This window comes from Mesorhizobium sp. GW821-FHT04C10 (genome assembly GCF_059420305.1).
Genome location: NZ_JBWKTL010000001.1, coordinates 4,985,981 through 5,005,066, shown reverse-complemented (window position 1 = coordinate 5,005,066; position 19,086 = coordinate 4,985,981). Strand labels below are relative to the sequence as shown.

The window sequence follows — 19,086 nt, the reverse complement described above, 5'->3', positions numbered from 1 at the left end:
CTCAATTGTAGCCGCGGGCAGCGCGGAAGGCGCCCGCCAGATCGCCGCTGCCATCGAATACGCGTGCCGAAGTCGCCTTGGCAAGGCTGTCGAGCTGGCTCTTGTCGGCATCGCCGAAGGTGATGCCGAACACCGGCACGCGCACCGGCGCGTCGCGCCACTGCTGGAGGAAGAGATCGGCGCTGCCATCCGTCCTGCCATCCGTCATGATGATGATGGCGGGCAGGTATTTCGACAGATCCGGTGTCGCGGTGATTTTTTGCAGCGCCTGCTGGGCGCAGGCATACATGTCCGTGCCGCCGCCGGCGTGCTGGTCGGCGACGGCAGCGAGCAACTGGGCTTGCCCTGCCGCATCGCCGGTCGCATCGAAACTGGCGCGCACGACGCTGTCGAACGGCAGCACGAAGATATGGTCGGATGGTGTCCACTGCACCAGCACCTCACTGGCCTTTTCCGGTGTGAACAGGAATTGCGCCGCGGCCTGCAACTGCTTTTCGCCCTGGTCTTCCATCGAGCCGGAAAAGTCGAAGCACAGCGCCGTCAGCGACGGCTTGCGCAGCGCCTCCTGATAGAGGTCGAGCGCCTTGCGGATCACCACCGGCTCCGGCATGCGGATCGACGTCACCAATTTGCTCGGGTCGAAATTCCAGTCGGGCTCGGCCGTGGACTGGATCGCCGAGCCGCCAAGCGGTAGCCGCCGGCCGGTATCGGCGATGCGTTTGCGCACCGCGTCCGACTGCAGGTAGGCGAGCAGGTCGGTGAAGAATTTTTCGACGTCGGCGCCGCGGCCGTGGTCGATGAAGCCGAGTGGGGAATCGCCGACCGCGACGCCGTCAGCCGGATAGACGGCATAGAGCGGCTCCTTGCCCATCTGCTTGAGTTTGTCGTTGGTCTCCTTCAGCGTCGCCTCATAGTTCCACATCGCGTCGTAGACCGTGCCCTTGCCGGCGCTGTCGACATAGAGATCGGCGAGCCAGCCCGACGAACCGGAAGAGCGTTCGACGCCTTGCAGCAGGGCGCTCACCGCGTCGCGCACGTTGGGATTGTCGAGATCGCCGGGCTCGATGACCTCCTTGCTGCCGAGCGCGCTGGACAGCATGGCGAGATAGGCGCTGGCGCCCGAATTGGACTGCGTTGCCGACGTCATCAGGAATTTGAGCTTGCCGTCCTTCACAGCGGCCAGGATGTCTTTCATGAAGACCGGCTTGCCGACCCAGCCCAGTTCCGCGGCCTTCGATTTGCGCACGCCCAGAATGACGGGCATCTGCGCGATCGAGGTCAGGTTGCGAACCTTACGGCCGGAATCGAACAGATCCACCCATACACTGGAGGCCGGCCAGACGGCGTCCTGGTCGAGGCCGGCGGGCCGTTGTAGGCCAAGGCCGATGTCGAGCGAGCCTTCATAGGCAAAGGTGCAGGTGGCGCCTTGCTTGGCGCAGAATTCCTGCACGATCGGCTCCAGCACCGTGTTTTCGGACCCGGAGACGATCGAGAATTTGACGTTGTTCGAATTGCAGGCCGCCAACAGCACGGCGAAGGCCAGCAGCAGAGCGGACGTCAGCGTCTTCGGCATGGCGGTTCCGATCAGCCTTGAGTCAGCGCTTTCTTCAGATCGAGCGTCATCTGGTCCATCTGCTTTTCGGCGTCGGCCCGCTTCTGGCGGCCCTCCTGTTGGACCTTCAGCACGCCTTGCACCGTGTCGATGAGGTCGCGGTTGGCCTGCGCCAGCGTCTCGACATCGACGATGCCGCGCTGCGCCTGCTCCTCGATCGAGATCGCCTGGTCCTTCATCATCTTGGAGGTCTGGCGGATCATCTCGTTGGTGGCGTCGGTCACCGTCTTTTGCAGTTCGAGCGCCGATTTCTGGTTGGTCAGGCCAAGCAGGATGACCATTTTCTGCTTCCAGGCCGGCACGGTCAGCGCCGATGTCGCTTGCAGATTCTCGATCAGCGTCTCGTCGCCGGACTGGACGATGCGGATCTGCGGCAATTGCTGGATGCCGAGCTGGCGCGCCTGCACCAGGTAGAAGACGCGCTTTTCCAGACGATCCAGTGCCTGCACCGCGTCCTGATAGGTCTGTGCTTCCAGCGTGCCGCCGACATCGCCGCCGGTCGAATCCGCCGCGGCCTTCAGTTTCGGCAATTCGTTGGTGCGATAATCGTCGACGAATTTCTTGCCGGCCTGCACATAGGCATCGAGCTTGAGGATGGAGTCCTTGGTCTGCTCATGCAGGTCGTCGAGCACGGCGATGTCGCGCCGCAGCGTATCCTTGTGACGGTCGAGTTCCAGGCCGATGCGGTCGATCTGCCCCGCCACGTCCTCGTATTTTTCCTTGAAGCGTTCCAGCCGGGCCTTGAACGAGGAAAACAGATTGCTCAAAAAACCCTGGTCCTTGAGCGAGGCTGGATCGAGGTTCTTGGCCTTCATGATGATATCGGTCAGGAGCTCTCCGGTGTCGCCAAGATCACGGTTGCGCAACTGGGACAGGATCTTGTCCGCATAATCGCTGACGGCTTGCTGGGCGCGGTCGCCAAAGACCGAAATCGCAGCGCGGTCGCGCACGTCGATGCTGTTTTCAATCTTGGCAATTTCAGCGGGATTGGCCGCGATGACAGGCAATTGCGAAGTGTCGTCGAGCAGAGTGACGCTGTTCTTGTCGGCCATACAGACCTCCCATCAGTGAACAGTATCTCGATAGACCGGATGTAACAGAGATATGTCGCCGCTGTGGATAATGGGAGCGACGGGCCGTTTCGATGGCGAATAGTTGTTTTTTCGCACTTATTCTGCTGCGAAACGGGCTGCCCGGCGCTTACACGCGGCTCGACCTACACAATGGCAGCCGATCTCGCCAACCAATCCCTGACGATCGCGGCGTCCGGATCACCGATTTCATGGCCCGAGGGAATGATGCGGGCGTCGATCGCGGCGCCGTGCTGGCTGAGCAGCGTCACCAGTGCCGGCGCGAAGGGCCCGTAGGTCTCGTCGGCGGCGCCGGCGATGATCAGCGTCCGTATTCCCGCGAGGTCCGTCGCCGGTACGTGGTCGAGTACAGGCATTGTCCTCAGCAGCGCCGCCCTGCGGACGATGCCCGGATGGAGCAGCATCAGGCTGGAAACCAGATTGGCTCCGTTCGAATAGCCGAGGAATGTCGCGTGATCGAGATCAAGCCCATGGCGCGTCGCGGCCTCGTTTGCGAATGCCGCGAAGGCGGCCGTTTCGGCCAGGATGCTTTTCTGTTCGAAGCGCGTCGGGGTTATACGCTCGAACCAGCGAAAACCGTCCTCCTGGGGAATACGGCCACGCGCCGCGATCAGGATGGCGTCGGGAGCGATGCGTCTTGCCAGCGGCACCAGGGTGGTCTCGTCGACACCCGATCCATGCAGCAGGAAAAGGCATTCTCGGTTGTTTCCGCCGGCGCCCAGGAGCCGATAGGGAAAAGCCAGATCCGTGAGCAGCGGGCTGTTTTCGGTGCTGTCGCCGGTCATCCCGCATCCTCTTGATTATATGAGGCTTCGCTCAATTTGCCGGCTTCAAAACGCAATATTTTCATGCTCCGCGAAAGTTGATTGAACCAGGCTCATTCCAGCCCGTTTATGCGCCGATATACTCCGCGTGGGAGGAATCGAAGCGGTGCGCCGGGGGTCGCATTGCTGGACATGAACAACCAGCTTTGAGGCCTTTTGTCGATGACTGCCCCTGTCTTGCCGGATCGCAATTTGCGTATCCCCGAACGCGATACGCGCATCGATGTGCTGCGCGCATTGGCGCTGCTTACCATTTTCATCGACCATGTGCCGGGCACGGCCTTCGAGGTCATGACCTACAAGAATTTCGGTTTCTCGGACGCGGCAGAGGCGTTCGTGCTGATTTCCGGCATCTCGGTGGCGCTGGCCTACGGCACGAAGTTCCGCTCGGGTGGCCGGCTTCTGGCCACGTTGAAGATGTGGCGGCGGGCAGGCATGCTCTATGTCGCCCATATCGTCACGACCATGGTTGTGATCGCCTTGTTCTGTACCGTGGCCGTGTTCACAAGGCGGCCGGAATTGCTGAAACTGATCAACATCGAGCCCTTGATGAAGAACACGCCGGAAGTGCTGGTCGGCATCGTCACGCTCGGCCATCAGCTTGGCTACAACAATATCCTGCCGGTCTATGCCGCGCTGCTTCTGATGGCACCGGCCTTCGTCCTGTTCATCAGCTACAGGCCTGTCGCGGCGCTTGTCGTGTCCGGCGCGCTGTGGCTGGTCGCCGGCATCTGGCAGATCGCCCCGCCAAATTACCCTGAGCCCGGCTTCTGGTTCCTGAACCCTCTCTCCTGGCAGTTCCTGTTCAACATCGGCCTCGCCGCCATGCTGCATGTCAGACGCGGCGGTGTCATTCCGATCAACCGCTGGCTGGTTGGCGCGGCCGCGGCCTATGTGCTGACGGCGCTGATATGGGTGCACAGTCCGCTCTGGGGTCAGATAACGTGGTTCAAGCTGCCGGTGGTCATCGGCGGTTTTGACAAGACCTTCCTGTCGCTGCCAAGGCTGCTGCATATCCTGGCTGTCAGCTATCTGATCGTCGCCTTGCCGGCGCTGTCGAACCTGTTCCGCACCAGTCCTGACCATCCGCTGGCGATACTCGGCAAGCGCTCGCTGCCGGTCTTCATCGCCGGAACGGTGATCGCCATGGTCGCGCAGGTGATGAAACTGATCAATCCGGGCGGGCTTGCCTATGACAGCCTGCTGCTGTCGGCCGGCATCGCCATGCAGTTCGCGCTCGCCTTCTATCTCGAATGGCTGTCGACCATCAGCGCTTCGGGCAAGGTCGGTACGACGCAAAAGGATGTCACGCCGGCGCGTGCGTCTTTCGGCATCTCCGCCATGGCAAGAGCCAATCGCTGAGCGGCGCGCCGTTCAGCCGCGCGGCGGAGCCGACGAGGCCCGCACAACCAGTTTGACCGGCAGCAGCTGCCGGCTGACCTTGCCGTCGCTCTCCAGGATCGCCTTGACGGCAAGGCGGCCCATTTCGGCTATCGGCTGGGCGATCGTGGTCAAGGGCGGCTCGGACACGGCGGACTCCGGAACACCGTCGAACCCGATGACGGAAACATCGTCGGGGACGCTGAGCTTGCGCGCGCTCAGCCATTCAAGCGTCACCAGGGCTATTTTGTCCGACATCGCCAGGATGGCCGTGGGTGGCTCCTTGGCCGCGAAGATGGTTTCGAGCGCCGCTCTCGTGCTGGTCGCGTCGTTGGCGGTCTCGTAGACGGGCACTGTGGATGTATCGACGCCAACCCGCGAAAGCTCCTGGAGATAGCCGGTGAGCCGGTCGCGCGTGCCGGCATAGGTCGCTGAGCGAACCTGCTCGGGTGAAACGAGACCCGTCCTGCCGTCGACGAAAGGCAGTGCCAGAACGGCAAAGCGGCGATGTCCGAGATCCGTGAGATGGCGCGCCGCTAGGCTGGCGCCGGCGATATTGTCGACACCGATCGCCGCGACCGCCCCATCCTCGGAGTCCAGGTCGAGCGCCACGAAGGGCAGTTTGCGCTCGCGTGCCAGTTCCACCAGCCGCGAACCGCCTTCGATGCAGAACACGATGAAGCCGTCGACCAGCGCACTCTGGATATTCCAGGCCAGTTGTTCGTTGTTGGCTGCCGATACCAGGGAAATGCCGGCTCCTGTTGCATCGCAGGCCTGCGAGATGCTCGCCATCATGACCCGCGCAAAGGGATCGTCGAAGAAGTAGGAGAGGGGTTCGGCGGTGGCGACGCCGATGGCGTTGACCTTGCCTGCCCGCAACAGGCGGCCCTTGGGATCCGGCCCGCCATAACCCATCGCCTCGGCCGCCGCCTTGACCCGCTCGCGGACTTCCTCGCGCACGATCTCGGGGCGGCTGAAGACATTGGATGCGGTGCCGTGCGAAACACCGGCGGCCTTGGCGATATCGGCCAGCCGGACGGGTCTTCGATTGCCTGCGGTGAGTGACGCCATTGTGCGTGCCTCCTGACATGCATTTAGCATGTTCCGGATTTGCATCTAGCACTTTCGTTGGATCGAATCAAATTTTGCTTGACCGAGAACAGTCGGAGGCCTATCCTTGAATCGATCCAAATCGGTGGGTTTGGCCTGCCTGTGTTTCAGGGGAGGTGCGCGATGCATCCCGTCAATTACCTGTTTGAAGACATCTACCGCAACGACTGGAGTATGGGGTCGGCTGCCAACAGCTTCAGGCGTCGGGGCGGGGCAAGCCCGTGGATTCGCGACCTTCGCTTCCTGGTGGGGCGTACGCGAAGCTGATCGGCGCGTTTTTTTGCCTATGTATTGGATCGATTCAACCCGAAGGGAGAAAAATCATGCATCCCATCAAGCATCTGTTTGAAGACATTTATCGCAACTACTGGGGTATCGCTCCGGCCGCCGAGCGACCGGAGGCGCGACGCCTGACGAGGCGGGCCTCGCGCAATCGCGATCTGTGGATCAGCACCGGACGTCCCAGGGATTGATCGCGACCGATTCGGCCTCAAGAACGCCGACGTACCAGGGCAGAAATCGCTATCCCCAGCCAGCCGGCGATGAGCAAGGTGCCCCCTATCGGCGCCGACATCGGGAACAGTCTCGATCCCAGGAAATCGCGGGCGAGAAGATCGCCCGCGAAAAGCAGCAGCCCGGCAAGCAAGGCGACGATGGCGACCCGCAGAAAGCGATTCGCGCCGGTGAGGCCGACGGCGAGCAAGACAGGCGCGTGCATCAAGAGGAACGACGCGGCCGTGCCGGTGAAGGCGCCGCCGAGATGCGCGGCGGCGGCTGACAGCGCCACGCCTGCCGCGCCGACGAGACCGCCGGCGAACACGAGGGTAGGGCTGGCGGTTGGTTCGGAGGAATTCATGTCGGCTGGTTCCCTGTTTTAACGACCTGAGCCCTCAGGACTCGCTCGCTTCCAACGCCATATGCCGTGTGCGCCGCGACTGGACAATCCAGTTGTAGACGGCACCGCCGGCCATCAGCACCGATGTGGCGAGAAACACCGAGCGCATGCCGAAGTGACCACCGACGAAGCCACCCGATAAGGGTCCCGCAACCTGCCCGACATACTGCGCCGAGATGGCCAGCCCAAGCACATTGCCGCCGACGCCGTCGGGGATGTTGTGGCGGATGACGCTGGTGATGCAGGGCAGCAGGCCACCCAGCGCCAGTCCCATCAGAAAGCGCAGGCCGATCAGTTGCCAGCCATTGCTGACGAAGGCCTGCGGGATAAGCAGCAGGGCCGATACGGCCAGCGCTCCGACGACGACATTCCAGTGGCCGACACGATCCGCAAGCTTGCCGAGCCAGGATGCCGACAGGATGGTGCCCAGCGCCGTCGCCGACATCACCACGCCTGCGATCATCGTCACCCGCCTCTGGTCCTCTATGAGCTGCTGTACGTAGACGGTGATGATCGGCTCGATCGACATTGTGGCGAAGGCGAGCAGCATGCCGGTTGTCAGCATGGCCACGACGGGGCGCTTGTCCGGGATCTGCGACCAGCCGCTTTTCGGCTTTGCCGCCGACGCTGCCGTGGCCGGCTTCGGGCGCTGGGTCTCCTTGATGAGGAACGTCGTCGCCAGGAAGGCAAGGAAGATGACGCCGCCGGACAACAGGAACGTGGCGCGAATGCCGATGACTGGCGGCAGCGCTCCGCCGAGCAGGGGGCCGACAAGCGAACCCGCCGTGATTCCTGCCGACAGGACGCCGAGCGCCCAGCCGGAGCGGTCCTTGGGCGTCTGCATGGCCACCAATATGGTCGAACCCGAGGAATAGCCGCCGGCAAACCCGATCAGCAGGCGCAGCAGCACCAGTTGCCAGACCGTCTCGACCATGCCCGTCAGCGACATGCAGATCGCCATGCCGAAGGAGGCGCGCACCAGCATCACCTTGCGGCCGTAGCGGTCGCCCAGCCGTCCCCACAACGGCGCGACCAGGGCCGCGGCGAAGAAGGTGGCACCGTAGGCGATGCCGGACCACTGCACGATCGCCGCATGGCCTTGCGCGCCAAGCTGTTCGACATAGAGCGGCAGGAAAGGCAGCAGCAGCGTCATGGCGATGAGCGTGCTGAACGAGCCCGCGAAACAGACGGCGAGATTGCGGCGCCAGTGAATGTTGTAGCCGCCTTGTTGCGTATCTTCCTGTGCCATGTCCTGCCTGCTCGATATCAATGCTTGTTGCGGATACCATTTTGGGATACCAAACCGGTATACGTCATGAACTTCAACCCGGCTGCTGTCAATGCGGCTTCGAAGAGGCCAGCGCGATGTCACAGATGCAGAATGTCGAACGACAGTTGCGGGAGATGATCCTGGGGCTCGAAATCGGTCCAGGCGAGAAATTGACCGAGCGTTGGATCGAAGGCCGCTTCGGCGCCTCGCGCACACCGGTCAGGGCGGCACTTCTGCGGCTGGAGACCGAGGGGCTGGTTGGCAGGGATGGCCGCGGCTGGACGGTGTCGCCGATCAACCTCGCCGAGCTCGAGCAGATCGCCGTCTATCGCGAAGCCGTCGAGGTCGCGGCCGTGAGGCTGACATGCATCCACGCCGAAAGCAGCGCCATCGATATCATCGAGGCGATGCTCGATTCATGCGACGAAAACACGCCGCGCGAGGAATGGCATCGTGTCGGCATGGATTTTCACATCGAGCTGGCGCGCCTGTCAGGCAACGAATTCCTGTTCCGGGCGGTGCGCGATGCCATGACGCGCCTCTCGCGGGCCCGCTGGCTGGAGGTGCGTGACGAGGCGGCTCTGGGTCGCGCCTGGGCCGAACACCGTGCCATTCTGGCGGCGGCCCGCCTTGGCGAGGCCGATGAAGCGGCCCGCCTGCTTTCGGCCCATATCGTCGGCAGCCGCGACCGGCTGGTGACGTCGCTCGCCAACGATCGACGCGGTCTTCGCGCCAGGGGATTTGCCGTCGTTGCCGCTTGAAGCAATTCCGAGAAAACAGTGAAGCGGTTCCCGTCCGGAATTGCGTCAGCATAGAGAGACAAAGGCGGTTCGGCGTTTCCGTGAAGTCGCGAACCGTTCTGTACGGGCAGGGCGCTGCCGGGCAAAAGCGGCGTCCGCAGGCGAAGCACACTTTCGGCCTCGCTTCACGGGCGCCGATGGCGTAAGAGCGGCGATGGAAAACAACCGATTTGAAACACCCGTGACCGTCAAGTCCGTCACGGCGGGAAGCACTCAGCTCTTGCGCACGGCCCGCGAGGCTTCCGATTACCTCCTCAACAGCTGGCCCGGCAAGCGCAGTCCCAAGCATCGCGCGGCGCTGCAGGCCTGCCACGATGCGCTGGCCGGCGACAAGCCGGCCATGAATGCCAGGCGCGCCTTTATCGCCGCGGCGCGGGAAGTGGACGTTTTTATCAGCGACAAGGCGCCCGCCTGACGCAGGGCGACGAACTGGATTGAGGCAAGGCCCGCATTTGCGGGCCTTTTGCCGTCATTCCGCTGTTTCGTTTTCGATCTCGGTCTCGGGCTTTGAACGTTCGCGCGCGGCAACCTTGGCCGCCAGCTTTTCGGCCTTCTTCGCCGCCTTCTGCCGGTCACGTTCCTTGCGTTCCTGATCGTAGTTTGGTGCTCGCGCCATATCGGTTCCTTTTGACCTGCCTTGCGGCTCTGACCCTGCCTAGGAGCATTAGCCGTCAAACACAACAGCTGAAGCGGTTCTGCACGGGCGCGGCGTCGCGGATCCGCAGGGGGGGCTTGCCAGACGGGCGCCATAATGATGTAGAAAACGCGGGGCGCCAGCGTATTGAGAGCTGCCCGTTTGTTTTGATCAAGTGGACCATGGCCACAATTGCGCGGACGTCGGCAAAGGTTTTCTACTATGCGCGAAACGTCGCGCGCGATGTCATTCCGCAAGCCTTGTTTCGCCGCAGACTGGCCGCTCGCCTCGAAAAGGCCAGGCTTTCCGATGAGGCGGCGCGCCGGCGGGTGAATTACTACAACAAGCTGCAGGATGGCTTCGCCCCCAGCGCCAATGCCATGCGCATCAGCAAGCTGCCCTTCACGCCGACCATGTACTATTACGACCTGAAGGAATTCGCCCGCTACTTCGACCCCGGATTGCTCATAGACCTCGAATTCGGCGACGTCAGGAGGCTGCCGAAGGTGCCGACGATCGTGAAGGACCGGCCGATCCGTGATGACGACCAGAACGCGGTCATCATGAAGCTCGACAAGTTTCGTCACTTCCAGATGCCGGCTGATGCCATCTCGTTCGCCGACAAGCTGCCTGCCGTGGTCTGGCGCGGCGATCTCAACAATCCGATCAGGACGAGATTTCTGAAGGCGGTGCGCGACCTGCCGTTCTGCGATGCCGGCTCGCACAAGCCGAACGCTCCGGCCGAATACGCCAAGCCGTTTCTCAGCATCAGCCAGCACCAGCGCTATCGCTACATCGTCTCGCTCGAGGGCAACGACGTGGCGACCAACCTCAAATGGATATTGAGCTCGAAGTCGCTCTGCCTGATGCCGCCGCCGACATACGAGACATGGTTCGCCGAGCGGCAGCTCGAGGCCAATGTCCACTATGTGCCGCTCGAAGCTGATTTCTCGGACCTTGCCGAGCATGTGGCCTATTTCGAACGGAACCCGGAGAAGGCGGAGCGTATCACCGCGGCAGCGAACGCCTATTGCCGGACCTTTGGGCACGAACAGACCGAACAGGCGATCTCCCTGCTGGTGCTCTACAAATATTTCGTGCTCAGCGGCCAGATCAAGCCGGATACCGAGGTCTGGCGCTGCATAACGGGCTAGTACCCAGGGTCTCTCGTCGAAGCCGGTCGGCACGCGCTGGACGACCGCCGCTCTCGGTAAATGCCTGGCACAACGACGCGTAAGCGTGACGCGGCCAATGCCTATTGCCGGACATTCTCCAATGAGCGGGACGAGCAGGCTGTCTCCCTGCTCGTGCTCTATAAATATTTCGTGCTCAGCGGCCAGCTCGAACCCGATCGCCAACTCTGGCACTTCATCGAGGGCTAGCGCGGCTCGGCCTAGAGCAATTCCAGGAAAAGTGTGAAACGGTTTTCCCGGGAAAAGCGCGTAGCGCTTTCCCTAGGGAGCCGCTCTAACGGTCAGATGACGCTGCGGTCGAGAACCATGTCGGCGGGGCCGAAGCGATCCTTTGCCGTCAATTGCTGGTGCCAGTAGGGGTAGAGCAGAGGCGGGCGGCTGACGGCGTCGAGGCGCTGGCGTTCTTCAGGGTTGAGCTCCAGGGCCGCCGCGGCGAGATTGTCCTTGAGCTGGGCATCGTTGCGGGCGCCAATCACCAGCGAGGAGACGGCGGGGCGTCCGAGCAGCCAGGCAAGTGCCACCTGCGCCGCCGAGACGCTGCGGGCCTTGCCGATCTCCACCAGCACGTCCACGATCCGCCACAGTCGATCCTCGTCCCGGATCGGCGGCTCGGACCAGCCCGCGAGCTGGCGCGCGGTCGGGCTGTCGCGGCGGTATTTGCCGGACAGCAAGCCGCCGGCGAGCGGACTCCAGACCAGCACGCCCAGCCCCTGGTCGACCGAGATCGGCAGCAGTTCATATTCGGCCTCGCGTGCCTCCAGCGTATAGTGGATCTGCTGGGTGACGAAGCGTTGCTGGTGACGGCTGTCGCTGATGGAGAGCGCCTTCATCACCTGCCAACCGGACCAGTTGGAACAACCTATATAGCGCACCTTGCCCTGGGCGATCAAAGTGTCGAGCGCGGCCACCGTTTCCTCGACCGGGGTAAGACCGTCCCACTGGTGGACGAAATAGATGTCGATGACGTCGGTCTTCAGCCGCTTCAGGCTCTTTTCGCATTCACGGATCAGATGGTGGCGCGACAGGCCTTCGTCGTTCGGCCCGCTGCCGATCCGCATGCGCGCCTTTGACGCGATCAGCACGTCGTTCTTGCGCTTGCCGCCGAGTGCCTCGCCGATGATCTCTTCCGACAGGCCGTTCGAATAGACATTGGCGGTGTCGATGAGGTTGATGCCGGCGTCGATGCACATGTCGATCATCCGCTTCGCTTCGGTAAGATCGCTGTTGCCCACCGCGGCGAAGGGCCCGGTGCCGCCGAACGTCATGGTGCCCAAAGTCAGTGTCGAAACCTTCAGGCCTGAACGGCCAAGGGTGCGGTATTCCATGTCAGTCCTCGCGATTGTGTTGAATTGGGGCGCCGCGAAGGGCAGCCCGGAATGCGACCGGGGATTTGTAGGACAATTTGCCCGGCTTGTCGCCATGCAATGATGATGGATCGATCACGCATGGCGGAGCTTTTAAAGGCCGCGGTCGCGTTCCGGACTGCAATAAAACCGTCACCGCCGGCCTATATTGAATTCGGCTAAGGTGTTTCCATTCCAGGCCACGGGCCTGCAGTTTGGGGTGCCGGACATGAATCGACAGGGCTTGCTAGCGGAGCGACTGATATGACCGAGCTAAGACAGAATTCTCCCGCCAAGGATTGGCTTGAAGCCGAGCTCGCCGACACGCTCGACGAAGACTATGAGCTCGAAATGTCGGAACCGGCGCTGTCGATGGAGATCGCCAAGATCTACAAGAACTCGCATCCGCCTTCGATCGATCGCATGCAATATTTTCGCGACCTTATCACCTTGCAGTCCGAACTGATCAAGCTGCAGTCCTGGGTCGCCTATCACAAGAAGAAGCTGGTGGTGGTTTTCGAGGGCCGTGACTCTGCCGGCAAGGGCGGCGTCATCAAGCGCATCACGCAGCGGCTCAATCCGCGCATCTGCCGCGTCGTGGCACTTCCGGCGCCGACCGAACGCGAGAAGTCGCAATGGTATTTCCAGCGCTATGTCCCGCATCTGCCGGCTGGCGGCGAGATCGTGCTTTTCGACCGCTCCTGGTACAATCGCTCCGGCGTCGAACGGGTGATGGGCTTTGCCTCGCACGACCAGGTCGAGGAGTTCTTCCATGACGTTCCGGAGTTCGAGCGCATGCTGGTGCGCTCGGGTATCACCGTGGTCAAATACTGGTTCTCGATCACCGATGAGGAGCAGCAGATGCGCTTCCTGATGCGCATCCACGATCCGATGAAGCAGTGGAAGCTGTCGCCGATGGATCTGCAATCGCGCGTGCGCTGGGAGCAGTACACCAAGGCCAAGGAAGAGACCTTCGCCCGCACCAACATTCCGGAGGCGCCCTGGTTCATCGTCGAGGGCAACGACAAGAAGCGCGCGCGGCTGAACTGCATCGACCATCTGCTCAAGCAGATGCCTTATGAAGAGGTGCCGCACGAGGAGATCACGCTGCCCGAGCGCGTCTTCAATCCCGAATACGAGCGCCAGACATTGCCGCGCGAACTCTACGTGCCGGAGAAGTATTGAGCACCTTGTCCTTCTCCCCGTTCACGGGGAGAAGGTGCCCGAAGGGCGGATGAGGGGCGGCGCCAGCGTTGGCGATTGAGCCCCAATTCGCTGCCATTGGTAGCTTGCCGCTAGTCTCCAAAGGCCGCGCCGCCCCTCATTGCCCTGCCGGGCATTTCTCCCCGTATAGTGACGGGGAGAAAGAGCTGTAGTCACGCCCGCCCGATCACCACATGCGTGGCAAGCGCCGTCGCAACCTGCTCGGTGCACTGGTAGCCGAGCTTCAGCATGTCGAGGCCGGCGAACAGATTCTCACCTGTGCCAAGCAGGATCGGCGAGATCGCCAGGTGCATCTCGTCGATGAGCTTTTCCTGCAGATATTGCCGGATTGTCGAAACGCCGCCACCAACCCGCACATCCTTGCCGCCAGCCGCGACCTTTGCCTGCTCGAGCGCGGAATGGATGCCGTCGGTGACGAAGTGGAAGGTCGTGCCGCCTTCCATGACGATCGGATCGCGTTTGTAGCGCGTCAGCACGAAAGTCGGCACGTGATAGGGCGGGCTGGGGCCCCACCAGCCTTTCCAGCTGTCGTCAGGCCAATCGCCTCGGATCGGCCCGAACATGTTGCGGCCGAGGATCCAGGCGCCGACATTCTCGAAACTGCGTGCCGCGAAGCTGTCATCGGTGTCGGTGGTCCCGTCGTTCTTGCCGAGCACCATCTGGCGGAACGTGCGGGTGCCGATCATCCATTTGTGCAGATTTTCGCCGCCGACGCCGAGAGGATGTTCAAGAGTCTGATCCGGACCGGCGCCGTAACCGTCGAGCGAGAGGGTGAATGCATTGACACGAAGTTTTGACACCATTGCCTCCTGAACCGCATGTAATTTGCAACCAGTGGCCGTTTAACCTAACTGCTTGCAAAAAGCAATTGGTTTCATGTGATGCGCAACGGGCTACAGAAGGCTCCTGACAGCCAGCTGGGAACGATCGTTCAAAACAAAGATAACGGTGCTGATACGCCGCATCGCCGGGCTTCGGCGGCTTCCTCGTTCAGGTTTGGTGCAAGCTACCCCTTCAGCATCTCCGCCACCTCAGGCGCGAAATAGGTCAGGATCCCATCACAGCCGGCGCGCTTGAAGGCAAGCAAGCTCTCCAGCATCGCCTTTTCGCCGTCGATCCAGCCATTGGCGCCCGCGGCCTTGATCATCGAATATTCGCCCGACACCTGGTAGGCGAAGGTCGGCATCTGGAATTCGTCCTTCAGCCGGCGGATGATGTCGAGATAGGGCAGGCCGGGTTTGACCATCAGCATGTCGGCGCCTTCGGCGATGTCCTGCTCGGCTTCGCGCACCGCCTCGTCGGAATTGGCGTGGTCGATGTAATAGGTCTTCTTGTCGCCCTTGAGCAGTCCGGCGGTGCCGACCGCCTCGCGATAGGGGCCATAGAAGGCCGAGGCGAACTTCGTCGCGTAAGACATGATCGCCACGTCCTGAAAACCGTTGGCGTCGAGCGCGTCGCGGATGGCACCGATCCGGCCGTCCATCATGTCGGAAGGCGCGATGATGTCGGCGCCGGCGGCCGCCTGGATGACGGCCGCAGCCGCCACCTGCTCGACCGTCTCGTCGTTGACGATGATGCCGTCGCGCAGGATGCCGTCATGGCCATGGCTGGTGAACGGGTCGAGCGCGGCGTCGGTGATGATGCCGATTCCGGGCACCGCGTCCTTTATCGCGCGGCTGGCGCGATTGATGATGTTTTGCGGGTCGAGGATGTGCGAGCCGGTCTGGTCGCGTAAGGCCAGGTCGACATTGGGGAAGGTGGCGAGAGCCGGAATGCCGAGCTTTGCCGCCCGTTCGGCCTCCTTGACGGCAAGGTCGACCGACAGGCGGAAGACGCCGGGCATGGCCGCGATCGGCTCGCGCACATCCTTGCCCTCGACGACGAAGATCGGCCAGATCAGATCGTCGACCGTAAGCCGGTTCTCCTGCACCAGGCGGCGCGACCAGTCGGCCTTGCGCATGCGGCGCAGGCGGCGGCTGCCGGTGATGTCGTCGACGCTGCGCGCGCCGGCTGGCTTTGTCGGGGTGAATTTGTTCATGGCCAAAACTCTCTTTTCGGCGGCTTTTACCACGAGCCCTTGTCGCTGACCAATGCGACACGATTGTGCCAAGCCGGCGGAAGGGACACCGTCCCGCCATGCCTATCCGGTCAGGGCTGCCCATTGCCGGAGAGAATCTGTGCGGCACCCCCGATTGCCACACGGAACGCCTCGTCGAAGCTGACGCCGCGGATCTGCCAGCGATAGGTCTTGCCGTGATCGGCCAGTCGCCAATCGGCGATCCAGCCGAGCTCCTTGTCGCTCCATACGATGCTGCCGGAGAGCGCTTGCGCGCCACCGGTCTGTTTGGCCAGCAGATCCAGCCTTGCCATGTCGTCGGTGCTTAGCCCTTTTTTGCCGAGCTCTGCCAACTGCGCCGCCTTCGGAAACGCGACATGCATCAACAGCGGATCGGCGGCATTGGCGAAAGACTCGCGCATCGTCTCGCCACGCTTCTCTTCGGCACTGAGCATGAAATACCGAGCGCCCTGTTCGGCGGCGAGAAAGACGGTAAGCGTCGGTCGCTCGCCAAGCCAAGGCCTGCTGCCGAGCTGTGCCAGCAGCTTGTTGACCGTGGCCGGCTTGTAGAGACAAATCAGATCGTGCGGCCGGTCATGCGTGCCTTGCTCGTCATGGATCGGAATGCCTTCCAGCCGGTCATGGTAGCGGAAGCTGTCGATGAAATCGCCGGCCTTGTCGCGTAATGCCAGCATTTCCGGCTTTTTCAGTAGCCGCTGATCGCCTGAAACCCTGACCAGGACCCGGTCCAGGCAATCCCTGAAGCCTATCTGGCGGTTCTCTTCGCCCTGGCCGGTGACGATGGTCCGCGACTGGTAGAGATCGTCGGTCGTGACGGCGAACGCGGCGCGCGGTGCAAGGCCTGCGATCATGAGCCCGATCGTCAACAGTGCGGGACGAAGAAATCCGGACATGGCCAACTGTCCCCAAATCCGCCTGCGCGCAGTATCGGCGCGTCGCTTGCAACGGCAGCGATCTTCGTAGCATTGCTCACCGCTGGCCGCCAAGGCTGTGGTGGAGAGGCTGCCGCCATTGACGCACCCATGCGCCGCCTTTAGCACTTCAGTCCCGCAGGCGCGGGGGAAGGATTCTCTGGCGATGGATTTTGGTGGGGGCGACGAAATTCGCTTCGAACGGTTGGGCAGGGCCGGTCTCGTGACGCTGACGCGGCCGCAGGCGCTCAACGCCGTCACCCATCGCATGGTCAAGGCGCTGGGCAAGGCCTTGCATGCCTGGGAGCGCGATGACGGCGTGGACGTCGTCCTCGTCAAGGCCGAGGGCAGGGCGTTTTCGGCCGGTGGCGACATCCTGCATATCTACGAGGCCGGCCGGGCCGGAAAGCCGCCGGTCGAGTTCTTTGCCGATGAGTATCGGCTGAACGCCCGCATCAACAGCTTCAAGAAACCCTATGTCGCCCTCATCGACGGCATCGTCATGGGCGGCGGCGTCGGCATTTCCTTTCACGGTTCGCACCGGGTGATGACCGAGAATGCTCAGTTCGCCATGCCGGAGGTCGGTATCGGCTTCTTCCCCGATGTCGGCGCCAGCCATCTGCTGCCCGACCTTGGCGGCTCCTTCGGCATGTATCTGGCCCTGACCGGCAACCGCATCCGCTATGGCGACGCGCTGTGGTCGGGGCTCGCCACCCACACGATCAAGGCCGAAGACCAGGCCAGCTTCCTCGATCGGCTGGTGCTGACCGGCGATCCGGAATCGGTGCTGCGCGGTTTCTTTGTCCAGGCAAAGCGGGAGACCGACAGGCCGACGCTCGAAGCGATATCGCGCCATTTCAACCAACCGTCGCTGCAGGATGTTCTCAACAGCCTGGACCGCGCGTCGGGCACCGATGAATTCGCGGCCAAGACGCTGGCGACGATCCGCATGCGCTCTCCGACCAGCCTTCGCGTCGCCTGGCGGCAGATCAGCGCCGGGCAGACCTTGTCGATGGACGAGTGCATGAAGATGGAGTTCCGCATCCTCAACCGCATGCTTGCCGGCCACGATTTCTACGAAGGCATCCGCGCCGCCATCATCGACAAGGGGTCGAAGCCGCAATGGCGGCCGGCAAGCCTCGATGCGGTCGGCGAAGCGGATGTCGAGGCCTATTTCGCTCCGCTCGGTGAACGGGAACTCCCGCTATGAGCGAGGTGACGTCGCGACGCGTCGTACTCCAGCCGTCGACGGTCGAGGTCATCTTCGCCTGGTTCCAGCGCGTCATCGCCGGCTACTGCCTGCTGTTCGGCATCCTGTACTGGATCAAGCTGATCGGCTTTTACCCTGGATCGCTCTGGCGCTTCGACCTGATGCCGGTGCACTGGCAGGTGGCGGCGGTGATGCTCGCCGTGTTCTTCCCCTTCGCCGCGGCGGGGCTTTGGATGCTGGCCTCCTGGGGCCCGGTGATCTGGTTCATCTGCGCGGTCACCGAAACCGTCATGTACGCCGGCTTTCCCGAGCTTTTCGGCCATCGGCTGCTGATCGTCGTCTCGCATGCGGCGGTGGCGCTGCTCTACATCGTCTTTCGCGTCGTCATCTACCTGCAGAAACGCCCCGCGCGGCACTAAGCTCTTGCCGCCATTGACGACTTCGCGGCCACCTCGATCCGGCCTCGCGATCATTGCCTAAGCCTTTAGGTTAATTATCCTTGCTCGGGTGACCGTTCGTTAAGCCTCTTTCGAAACCTGTTACCGGTAAGCTCTTGTTAGCCCTAGCGTTTAAGTCGAATTTTATGAGTATTCGATAGTGTCGCGATCAAGGTGAAAAACAAAAAATCACCAGGGCGACAAACGAGAGGCAAAGACAATGATCAATTCGCGTCCGGCGGCGAAGACCGCCAACGTTTCCGACGATCGCCGCGAGGCTATCCGTTCGCTTTACATGGAATCGCTGCAGCTCGTCGAGCGGCTGCACCGCCGTCTGCTTGACGTGATCAAGGACGAATTCGACCGCAACGGCCGGTCCGACATCAATGCCATCCAGGCGCTGCTGCTGTTCAATATCGGCAATTCCGAGCTAACCGCCGGCGAGCTTCGCTCGCGTGGCTACTATCTCGGCTCGAACGTGTCCTACAATCTGAAGAAGCTGGTCGATCTCGGCTTCATCAACCACCAGCGTTCGCGCATCGACCGCCGTTCGGTCCGCGTCTCGCTGACCCCGAAGGGCAACGAGGTGGCGGACGTCGTCGCCGGTCTCTATGAGCGCCATGTCGGCTCGATCGAGCAGGTCGGCGGCATCAACACCGACGAGTTCAAGCAGATGAACCGCGCGTTGCAGCGGCTCGACCGCTTCTGGAACGACACCATCGCCTACCGGATGTAAGGCGCCGCATCAGATCTGGCCCGCGCCACAGAAGCGCGGCCGAAATAGCGACCTTCAGTCAGGGCCGGTGCCGAAAAGCATCGGTCCCTTTCTTTTCGGAGCACCGGCCCGGCCGATTTGGGCACAAGGCCACGTTGCCGCCATATTCCAGTGGAACCGAGGGTGGCAGTGATGCTGTCGTGAAGACCATGCGTCCACCCGCAACCGTATCGCGCCTCGTGCGTTTCTCGCCAACGTGATACGGGCCATGGTTGGCTAATTGTTAAGATTGCCAATTTTAGAGTGCGGGCGAGATCGCCCGATGATCGACGCAGCAAGTGATCGAACCGCTACCTATGT

At 62.3% G+C, this 19,086-nt stretch carries 21 protein-coding genes; 10 read left to right on the top strand and 11 right to left on the bottom strand.

Annotation, left to right across the window (positions count from 1 at the left end; genetic code table 11):
- Position 1 precedes the first annotated feature (1 nt).
- From AC07UC_RS24465 to AC07UC_RS24455, 3 genes are all read right to left on the bottom strand, one after another.
- Positions 2-1,573, bottom strand: coding sequence for a substrate-binding domain-containing protein (locus AC07UC_RS24465; protein WP_494907671.1), 1,572 nt, complete (start codon positions 1,571-1,573; stop codon positions 2-4).
- An 11-nt stretch (positions 1,574-1,584) separates the two neighbouring features.
- Positions 1,585-2,664, bottom strand: coding sequence for a toxic anion resistance protein (locus AC07UC_RS24460; RefSeq protein WP_494907670.1), 1,080 nt, complete (start codon positions 2,662-2,664; stop codon positions 1,585-1,587).
- Between the two features lie 164 nt (positions 2,665-2,828).
- A complete protein-coding gene (locus AC07UC_RS24455) occupies positions 2,829-3,488 on the bottom strand; it encodes an alpha/beta hydrolase (protein WP_494907669.1) in 660 nt (219 codons plus the stop codon).
- Positions 3,489-3,689: 201 nt separating this feature from the next.
- Here AC07UC_RS24455 and AC07UC_RS24450 point away from each other — a divergent pair, with 201 nt between their 5' ends.
- Entirely contained in the window at positions 3,690-4,889 is a 1,200-nt protein-coding gene (locus tag AC07UC_RS24450) for an OpgC family protein (protein ID WP_202322981.1), read from the top strand.
- A gap of 12 nt (positions 4,890-4,901) precedes the next feature.
- On the opposite strand, the gene AC07UC_RS24445 is transcribed toward AC07UC_RS24450, so the two are convergent.
- Entirely contained in the window at positions 4,902-5,978 is a 1,077-nt protein-coding gene (locus tag AC07UC_RS24445; RefSeq protein ID WP_494907668.1) for a LacI family DNA-binding transcriptional regulator, read from the bottom strand.
- Between the two features lie 362 nt (positions 5,979-6,340).
- On the opposite strand from AC07UC_RS24445, the gene AC07UC_RS24440 reads away from it, so the two are divergent.
- Positions 6,341-6,490, top strand: coding sequence for a hypothetical protein (locus tag AC07UC_RS24440; RefSeq protein ID WP_494907667.1), 150 nt, complete (start codon positions 6,341-6,343; stop codon positions 6,488-6,490).
- 17 nt (positions 6,491-6,507) lie between these two features.
- On the opposite strand, the gene AC07UC_RS24435 is transcribed toward AC07UC_RS24440, so the two are convergent.
- A complete protein-coding gene (locus AC07UC_RS24435) occupies positions 6,508-6,873 on the bottom strand; it encodes a DUF423 domain-containing protein (protein ID WP_494907666.1) in 366 nt (121 codons plus the stop codon).
- 34 nt (positions 6,874-6,907) lie between these two features.
- Entirely contained in the window at positions 6,908-8,161 is a 1,254-nt protein-coding gene (locus tag AC07UC_RS24430) for a multidrug efflux MFS transporter (protein WP_494907665.1), read from the bottom strand.
- A 116-nt stretch (positions 8,162-8,277) separates the two neighbouring features.
- Here AC07UC_RS24430 and AC07UC_RS24425 point away from each other — a divergent pair, with 116 nt between their 5' ends.
- Both AC07UC_RS24425 and AC07UC_RS24420 read left to right on the top strand, forming a co-directional pair.
- The gene (locus tag AC07UC_RS24425; RefSeq protein WP_202322976.1) at positions 8,278-8,943 is read left to right on the top strand and encodes a GntR family transcriptional regulator; all 666 of its coding nucleotides are present in this window, start codon (positions 8,278-8,280) and stop codon (positions 8,941-8,943) included.
- 193 nt (positions 8,944-9,136) lie between these two features.
- Positions 9,137-9,397: a DUF982 domain-containing protein gene (locus AC07UC_RS24420; protein WP_056562552.1), complete on the top strand. Its 261-nt coding sequence runs from the start codon at positions 9,137-9,139 to the stop codon at positions 9,395-9,397.
- A gap of 54 nt (positions 9,398-9,451) precedes the next feature.
- On the opposite strand, the gene AC07UC_RS24415 is transcribed toward AC07UC_RS24420, so the two are convergent.
- Entirely contained in the window at positions 9,452-9,598 is a 147-nt protein-coding gene (locus AC07UC_RS24415) for a hypothetical protein (protein ID WP_081294707.1), read from the bottom strand.
- Positions 9,599-9,798: 200 nt separating this feature from the next.
- Here AC07UC_RS24415 and AC07UC_RS24410 point away from each other — a divergent pair, with 200 nt between their 5' ends.
- Positions 9,799-10,770, top strand: coding sequence for a glycosyl transferase family 90 (locus AC07UC_RS24410; RefSeq protein ID WP_494907664.1), 972 nt, complete (start codon positions 9,799-9,801; stop codon positions 10,768-10,770).
- A 60-nt stretch (positions 10,771-10,830) separates the two neighbouring features.
- The gene (locus tag AC07UC_RS24405; protein ID WP_494907663.1) at positions 10,831-10,998 is read left to right on the top strand and encodes a hypothetical protein; all 168 of its coding nucleotides are present in this window, start codon (positions 10,831-10,833) and stop codon (positions 10,996-10,998) included.
- A gap of 92 nt (positions 10,999-11,090) precedes the next feature.
- On the opposite strand, the gene AC07UC_RS24400 is transcribed toward AC07UC_RS24405, so the two are convergent.
- On the bottom strand, positions 11,091-12,134 hold the full coding sequence (locus AC07UC_RS24400; protein ID WP_494907662.1) for an aldo/keto reductase: 1,044 nt from the start codon (positions 12,132-12,134) through the stop codon (positions 11,091-11,093).
- Positions 12,135-12,416: 282 nt separating this feature from the next.
- Between AC07UC_RS24400 and ppk2 the strand changes: the two genes are divergently transcribed.
- Entirely contained in the window at positions 12,417-13,337 is a 921-nt protein-coding gene (ppk2, locus tag AC07UC_RS24395; RefSeq protein WP_140767937.1) for a polyphosphate kinase 2, read from the top strand.
- Positions 13,338-13,528: 191 nt separating this feature from the next.
- Here the strand turns inward: ppk2 and AC07UC_RS24390 are convergent, their stop codons facing one another.
- From AC07UC_RS24390 to AC07UC_RS24380, 3 genes are all read right to left on the bottom strand, one after another.
- Positions 13,529-14,176, bottom strand: a complete 648-nt coding sequence (locus tag AC07UC_RS24390) for a dihydrofolate reductase family protein (protein ID WP_140767935.1) — start codon at positions 14,174-14,176, stop codon at positions 13,529-13,531.
- A 206-nt stretch (positions 14,177-14,382) separates the two neighbouring features.
- Positions 14,383-15,414 carry a porphobilinogen synthase gene (hemB, locus tag AC07UC_RS24385; protein ID WP_494907661.1) on the bottom strand — a complete coding sequence of 344 codons (1,032 nt, stop codon included), beginning with the start codon at positions 15,412-15,414 and terminating at the stop codon, positions 14,383-14,385.
- A gap of 110 nt (positions 15,415-15,524) precedes the next feature.
- On the bottom strand, positions 15,525-16,616 hold the full coding sequence (locus AC07UC_RS24380) for a DUF8605 domain-containing protein (protein ID WP_494907660.1): 1,092 nt from the start codon (positions 16,614-16,616) through the stop codon (positions 15,525-15,527).
- Between AC07UC_RS24380 and AC07UC_RS24375 the strand changes: the two genes are divergently transcribed.
- From AC07UC_RS24375 to ldtR, 3 genes are all read left to right on the top strand, one after another.
- The gene (locus tag AC07UC_RS24375; protein WP_494907659.1) at positions 16,531-17,574 is read left to right on the top strand and encodes an enoyl-CoA hydratase/isomerase family protein; all 1,044 of its coding nucleotides are present in this window, start codon (positions 16,531-16,533) and stop codon (positions 17,572-17,574) included. The genes AC07UC_RS24380 and AC07UC_RS24375 overlap by 86 nt on opposite strands.
- On the top strand, positions 17,571-17,993 hold the full coding sequence (locus AC07UC_RS24370) for a DUF6163 family protein (RefSeq protein ID WP_056562528.1): 423 nt from the start codon (positions 17,571-17,573) through the stop codon (positions 17,991-17,993). Before AC07UC_RS24375 ends, AC07UC_RS24370 begins: the two co-directional genes overlap by 4 nt.
- A 238-nt stretch (positions 17,994-18,231) precedes the next feature.
- Positions 18,232-18,747 carry a transcriptional regulator LdtR gene (gene ldtR / locus AC07UC_RS24365; protein ID WP_013896002.1) on the top strand — a complete coding sequence of 172 codons (516 nt, stop codon included), beginning with the start codon at positions 18,232-18,234 and terminating at the stop codon, positions 18,745-18,747.
- Positions 18,748-19,086: the final 339 nt, after the last annotated feature.

Coding starts and splice junctions, on each gene's coding strand:
- hemB (WP_494907661.1), bottom strand. CDS start 15,414: ATGAACAAATTCACCCCGACAAAGCCAGCCGGCGCGCGCAGCGTCGAC.
- AC07UC_RS24420 (WP_056562552.1), top strand. CDS start 9,137: ATGGAAAACAACCGATTTGAAACACCCGTGACCGTCAAGTCCGTCACG.
- AC07UC_RS24435 (WP_494907666.1), bottom strand. CDS start 6,873: ATGAATTCCTCCGAACCAACCGCCAGCCCTACCCTCGTGTTCGCCGGC.
- AC07UC_RS24465 (WP_494907671.1), bottom strand. CDS start 1,573: ATGCCGAAGACGCTGACGTCCGCTCTGCTGCTGGCCTTCGCCGTGCTG.
- AC07UC_RS24400 (WP_494907662.1), bottom strand. CDS start 12,134: ATGGAATACCGCACCCTTGGCCGTTCAGGCCTGAAGGTTTCGACACTG.
- AC07UC_RS24445 (WP_494907668.1), bottom strand. CDS start 5,978: ATGGCGTCACTCACCGCAGGCAATCGAAGACCCGTCCGGCTGGCCGAT.
- AC07UC_RS24455 (WP_494907669.1), bottom strand. CDS start 3,488: ATGACCGGCGACAGCACCGAAAACAGCCCGCTGCTCACGGATCTGGCT.
- AC07UC_RS24410 (WP_494907664.1), top strand. CDS start 9,799: ATGGCCACAATTGCGCGGACGTCGGCAAAGGTTTTCTACTATGCGCGA.
- ppk2 (WP_140767937.1), top strand. CDS start 12,417: ATGACCGAGCTAAGACAGAATTCTCCCGCCAAGGATTGGCTTGAAGCC.
- AC07UC_RS24375 (WP_494907659.1), top strand. CDS start 16,531: ATGGATTTTGGTGGGGGCGACGAAATTCGCTTCGAACGGTTGGGCAGG.
- AC07UC_RS24370 (WP_056562528.1), top strand. CDS start 17,571: ATGAGCGAGGTGACGTCGCGACGCGTCGTACTCCAGCCGTCGACGGTC.
- AC07UC_RS24460 (WP_494907670.1), bottom strand. CDS start 2,664: ATGGCCGACAAGAACAGCGTCACTCTGCTCGACGACACTTCGCAATTG.
- AC07UC_RS24450 (WP_202322981.1), top strand. CDS start 3,690: ATGACTGCCCCTGTCTTGCCGGATCGCAATTTGCGTATCCCCGAACGC.
- AC07UC_RS24425 (WP_202322976.1), top strand. CDS start 8,278: ATGTCACAGATGCAGAATGTCGAACGACAGTTGCGGGAGATGATCCTG.
- AC07UC_RS24405 (WP_494907663.1), top strand. CDS start 10,831: ATGCCTGGCACAACGACGCGTAAGCGTGACGCGGCCAATGCCTATTGC.
- AC07UC_RS24430 (WP_494907665.1), bottom strand. CDS start 8,161: ATGGCACAGGAAGATACGCAACAAGGCGGCTACAACATTCACTGGCGC.
- ldtR (WP_013896002.1), top strand. CDS start 18,232: ATGATCAATTCGCGTCCGGCGGCGAAGACCGCCAACGTTTCCGACGAT.
- AC07UC_RS24440 (WP_494907667.1), top strand. CDS start 6,341: ATGCATCCCATCAAGCATCTGTTTGAAGACATTTATCGCAACTACTGG.
- AC07UC_RS24415 (WP_081294707.1), bottom strand. CDS start 9,598: ATGGCGCGAGCACCAAACTACGATCAGGAACGCAAGGAACGTGACCGG.